Origin of the sequence: Bartonella sp. ML70XJBT.G (assembly GCF_028618575.1) — a bacterium.
GTDB lineage: Bacteria > Pseudomonadota > Alphaproteobacteria > Rhizobiales > Rhizobiaceae > Bartonella.
In genome coordinates this window covers 1-5193 of record NZ_JAQITA010000042.1, presented here as the reverse complement: position 1 = coordinate 5193, position 5193 = coordinate 1, and the positions used below count along the sequence as shown (strand labels likewise).

At 42.8% G+C, this 5193-nt stretch carries 4 protein-coding genes and 1 pseudogene; all 5 read left to right on the top strand.

The window, feature by feature from the left end; genetic code table 11:
• On the top strand, positions 1 to 2858 hold a 2858-nt coding region (locus tag PVV64_RS09790; RefSeq protein WP_273760811.1), incomplete at its 5' end, for a hemagglutinin repeat-containing protein.
• Positions 2855 to 3268 (top strand): hypothetical protein, encoded by a 414-nt coding sequence (locus PVV64_RS09785; RefSeq protein ID WP_273760810.1) that lies wholly within the window; start codon positions 2855 to 2857, stop codon positions 3266 to 3268. The genes PVV64_RS09790 and PVV64_RS09785, both read left to right, overlap by 4 nt.
• On the top strand, positions 3256 to 4044 hold the full coding sequence (locus tag PVV64_RS09780; RefSeq protein WP_273760809.1) for a hypothetical protein: 789 nt from the start codon (positions 3256 to 3258) through the stop codon (positions 4042 to 4044). Before PVV64_RS09785 ends, PVV64_RS09780 begins: the two co-directional genes overlap by 13 nt.
• Positions 4041 to 4454, top strand: a complete 414-nt coding sequence (locus tag PVV64_RS09775) for a hypothetical protein (protein WP_273760808.1) — start codon at positions 4041 to 4043, stop codon at positions 4452 to 4454. Before PVV64_RS09780 ends, PVV64_RS09775 begins: the two co-directional genes overlap by 4 nt.
• Positions 4442 to 5193: pseudogene (locus PVV64_RS09770) on the top strand (hypothetical protein); the annotation flags it as partial. The gene PVV64_RS09775 and the pseudogene PVV64_RS09770, both read left to right, overlap by 13 nt.

Sequence of the window (5193 nt, the reverse complement as noted above, 5' to 3'; positions counted from 1 at the left end):
ATCATAAGAGCCATTCAGAAACCCATGAAACCGGTTTTGGTGTTGGTTCAGGCAAGGGCTTTGTGTCGATATATGGAAGTGAATCCAAGACAGAAAATGAGGAAAGCTTTGAACATCAAGGCTCTTCTCTCAATGCGGATGGCACGATCACCATCACTGCCAAGAAAAAAGATGTGACAATTGTTGGCTCTGATCTTGCAGGTGAGAATGTTAACCTTTCGGCAGCTCGTGATGTCAATGTGCTTGTTGGTCATAATAGCCATTCCTCAAGCTCAAAGGAAGAACGTACAGGCTTTGGCATTCAGTTTGAAAAGAGCAACAGCGGTGCTTCCGTGGGTGTTGGAATTGCAAGCGCCAAAGATACGGGCGATCAATGGGAAAATACTTCCACACAATCACACATCACGGCACGCCAAGATGTGCAGATTACTGCTGACAATGATGTGAATTTACAAGCGACAAATGTTTCGGCGGATCGTGATGTCAATATTGATGCTGGCAATAATATCACACTATCGGAAAGCCATGATACCTCTAACGCAAAAGAAAAGCATGAAAAGTCTTTTGCTGGTGTGACAACTTCCGTTGATATCGGTGTCCTTGGCACGGTACAAGGGTTAAAAGATTCAGCAGACCGCATGAATAATAAAGATGGAAACGGTAAAGTTGGTAACGCTATACTAACCGGCCTCAAAATCAATCACCTCTTTAATACAGGCAGGAATTTTGTTGATTGGTTGGGTGGCAACACGGGAGAAAGAGGGAACATAACCAAAGGATTGAGCAGTTCATTAGGAGGGTTGGGGGGCTCCACCAAGGATGCTCTTGCCAATCTGGCTGGCGCATCTGGCAGTGTAACCGTGGGCTTTAAAACTGAGAAAACAGAAGCTTCTTCTCAAGTCTCCACAGCGGTGACAGATAGCATAGAAGGCGGACGCGCTGTTAACATGCAAGCCCACAAAGGCAGCATTCATGGTGTTGGCACTGATATTATTGCTGGTACCAATCCAATCTATGTGCTGGAAAATGATGCACAGAGCGGAAATATCACCATGGAAGCAGGTGAAGATATCATCTTTGAAAGTGCACAAAACACGCAAAGCACACAAAACAACAGTGAAAGTACTTCCATGAGTGTTGGCACAGGCGGTGCAGGGGCAACAGGCAGTGCTGCTTTTAGTCAAGGGGAAGGTTCTAGTGATGAAGTGCACCACAAGAACAGCCATGTTATAGGGACGGGCACGGTCCATACCAACAGTGGGCAAAACACTACCCTAGCAGGGGCAGTGCTTTCTGGAAACCGTGTAGAGATGGGTGTTGGAGGTGATCTCACCATTACCAGCCTCAGTGATACGGGACAAACCTCTAGCAAGCAAAATGCTGTTTCTGTTGGCTTTGGTGCTGGAGCAACGGGAGGAGGAGGTTCCATGAGTGCCTCTTTCCAAAAGGATAAATCCTCTAGTGATTATCACAGTGTTGTGGAGCAATCCGGCATTAAAGCAGAGGCAGGCGGCTTTGAGATTACTGTTAAAGACAAAACAACGCTGACCGGAGGCATTATTGACAGCACTGCCCCAGCAGACAAAAACAAACTGACCACCGGAAGCATCAGCACCAGTGATATCACCAACAGCGCCCATGCGACAGCCAGCAGCCATGGTTTTAGCCTTTCTGGAAATGACACGATAAAAAACATTACCAAGAATGTTTTAAACCACGGCAAGGCCAAGGATAATGCAGAAGGAGAAACCAAATCCGCTATCAGTGAGGGCACCATTGTCCTCACCGATACAACTGGACAAAGGTCCATGGGGCAAGATGCTAAACAAATCATTGGCTCTCTCAACCGCAATACCGCAGCAGCCCACCAGGCTGTAGCTCCGATAGACGCCACACCGCTTGAGGCAGCCGTGCATAATCGCTTAGACATGATCAATGATTTATCCGATGAAGGATTGGGATACTTTGATAAAATTTATCAAATCACAAATGTCAAAAAACATCCGATAGGAGAGGTTGCGCATGATGCAAATGGCAATGTCCTCTATTTAACCGATGAAAATGGGGAACCTATAGAAGGCAGCGATGGAAAATATATTACTCTGTATAGCTATTTAACACCAGAAGAAGAGAAGCATTTACAAAAAGGCTCTGATGGCGCTGTTCATATGTTTTACAATGGCATTTTTAATTCCCCCGATGAAGCAGCGGGTAATGCAGTCCAAATGGCTGTTAATAACAATGGTCATCTTTATTTTACCTATCACCCCGAAGCTAAAGACAAGTTAGTAGAGATAGGGATAGCGATTTATGAGTATTTTGGGGGATGGAGCAATTCGAGTAAGAAGTTCCAAGATTTTATCACTCGTTATGGCAATGAGGAAGCGATTGTGAGTGCGCATAGCCGTGGTAGCTTAACAGTAGGCAATGGACTGCGTGACTTTGAAGAACGTGGCATGCACGGTCTTGCCGAGAAAACAGATATCTATCTTTATGGACCAGCGGATCATGCTCAATCGATAGCGAATGCATTATATGTCGTAAGCGATGGTAAAAAAGATCATATTTATTTACAAAACCATTTCTTTGATCCCATTGGTACAGGAATTGGTCATAATCTACCGACAGCTTATAAGGTACCCTTGAAGCTCCCCTATGTATTATTTCCACCAGCAATTGCAATAAGAGAGCAAGTGAGCGCGCTACGTGGCCATAACCCTACTACCACCCATAAATGTTATGGTGATGCAAGCCGTAAGTGTAAACTTGATTATGGAACACCTCATAATGCAACAATTTATGCACCATATGCAATTTTAGATAATTTAGGTTTAGGTTATTTATGGAGAAAAAAATGAAGAGATTGTTTAAATTATTAAGTGGGCTTATTTTGTTAAGTGTCTCTGGATGTGACATATCAAATATTGATAACCCCCCTCCAGGAGAAGTATATGAGTGGATCAAGCCAGGAGCAGACTTTACTGAGGTGGGAAAAGCATTGCTAGAATGTGGTCTGCCGCACCTTAATTATCTTGAGGATGAAGTTCAAAAGCTAAGCAACAATGATAATGCAACTATTGATGCTTGCATGGTTCAATCAGGTTTTCGTTATAAAGATAAATGGGCGGGAACTTGGTGTGAGAATTATAAAGCCGAAAACCTCCCCATTTGTCGTCCAGGTGCTGTTATTCCCAAGCGCAGTGTCGAAAAGCGCTTAAACAGCCCGTTTTGTAAAAGGTATAAAAACAGTCGTAAATGCCAACCTTAAGTCTTACTTGTGATGGAAACAATCCCCACAGCCATGTGTCCTCTTGCCTGTGCGGGATTGTTCCTTTCATTTCATTAACACCAGAGCAAGAGAAGCATTTACAAAAAGGCTCTGATGGCGCTGTTTATATGTTCTACAATGGCATTTTTAATTCCTCCGATGATGCCGCGGGTAATGCTGTTCAAATGGCTGTTAATAAAAATGGTCACCTTTATTTTACATATTTCCCCAAAGCTAAAGACTGGGAAGTGGAGGTAGGAATAGCGGTTTTTCAGAAGATTCTGGAAGGTAAACTTTTTTTTGGATTAACCAATTCGACCAAGAAATTTCAGAATGCGATGTTTCTCTATGGCAATGATGGATTGCATATTGATGCGCACAGCCGCGGTAGCTTGACAGTAGGTAATGGAATGGATGACTTTGAAAAACGTGGCATTCACAGCATAGCAGGCAACACAAGTATCAATCTTTTTGGTCCTGCTTATAATGCTCAATCGATGGCAAATACGCTCGATTATTTAAGTGATGGCAAGCAAACCTCTGTCGGCTTGGAAAACCACGCATATGACTTTGTTGGTGTAAAGTTTGGCAAAAATCCAGCTACTTTTGACAAAATACCTGCTGGTAGTGGTCCCTGGAACGAGGCATGGAGAATATTGGAGACTTATCCTACGGTCCATGCTTGTTATGGTCATGCAGGTCGTGAGTGTACATCGTTCTATGGTTCATCTCATCGTATACAAATTAATTCAATTAAACCAAGGAGCAAGAAATGAAGTACACCTTAGAATTATTGAGTGTGATAGTCTTGTTTATTATAGCTGGGTGTAATTTTTTTAAGCCTTCTCCTGGATATATATATATGTGGGAGAAGTCCGGAGCAGACTTTACCGAGGTAGGAAAAGCCCTCTTAGAATGTGGCATGCCAACCCCTTACGATGAGGATTCAGAGAACAGAAAGGTAAGCATTAATGCAAAAGCAACAATTTATGCTTGTATGGTTCAATCAGGATTTCGCTATAAGAATGAGGAACTTTCGAAAGCAGGAGGGTGGTGTTATACTTTTAAAGAAGAAAACCTTCCGATTTGTCGTCCTGGCGCTGTCATCCCACAGCGCAGTGTCAAGAAGCGTTTAAACAGCCCTTTTTGTAAAAGGTATAAAAACAGTCGTAAATGCCAACCTTAAGTCTTGCTTGTGATGGAAACAATCCCCACAGCCATGTGTCCTCTTGCCTGTGTGGAAGTGTTTCTTTCCTTTCATTAATGTCAGAGGAAGAAAAACATTTACAAGAAGTCTCTGGTGGCGCAGTTTATATGTTCTATAATGGCATTTTTATCACATCCGATGATGCTGCACGTAATGCTGTCCAAATGGCGGTTAATAACAATGGTCACCTTTATTTTACATACTTCCCCAAAGCTAAAGACTGGGAAGTGGAGGTAGGAATAGCGGTTTTTCAGAAGATTCTGGAAGGTAAACTTTTTTTTGGATTAACCAATTCGACCAAGAAATTTCAGAATGCGATGTTTCTCTATGGCAATGATGGATTGCATATTGATGCGCACAGCCGCGGTAGCTTGACAGTAGGTAATGGAATGGATGACTTTGAAAAACGTGGTATTCACAGCATAGCAGGCAACACAAGTATCAATCTTTTTGGTCCTGCTTATAATGCTCAATCGATGGCAAATACGCTCGATTATTTAAGTGATGGCAAGCAAACCTCTGTCGGTTTAGAAAACCACGCATATGATTTTGTTGGTGTAAAGTTTGGTGGAAATCCTGCTACTTTTGATCAGATCCCTTCAGGGAGTAGTCCTGGGAACGAGGCATGGAGAATATTTACGACTTATCCTACTGTCCATGCTTGTTATGGTCATGCGGATAAAGGCTGTAGATATTCTTATGGGGATTCTTATAAGCA

What these genes read in the sequence shown, in the direction of transcription:
- PVV64_RS09785 (WP_273760810.1), top strand. Translation starts at nt 2,855, where the DNA reads ATGAAGAGATTGTTTAAATTATTAAGTGGGCTTATTTTGTTAAGTGTC.
- PVV64_RS09780 (WP_273760809.1), top strand. Translation starts at nt 3,256, where the DNA reads ATGCCAACCTTAAGTCTTACTTGTGATGGAAACAATCCCCACAGCCAT.
- PVV64_RS09775 (WP_273760808.1), top strand. Translation starts at nt 4,041, where the DNA reads ATGAAGTACACCTTAGAATTATTGAGTGTGATAGTCTTGTTTATTATA.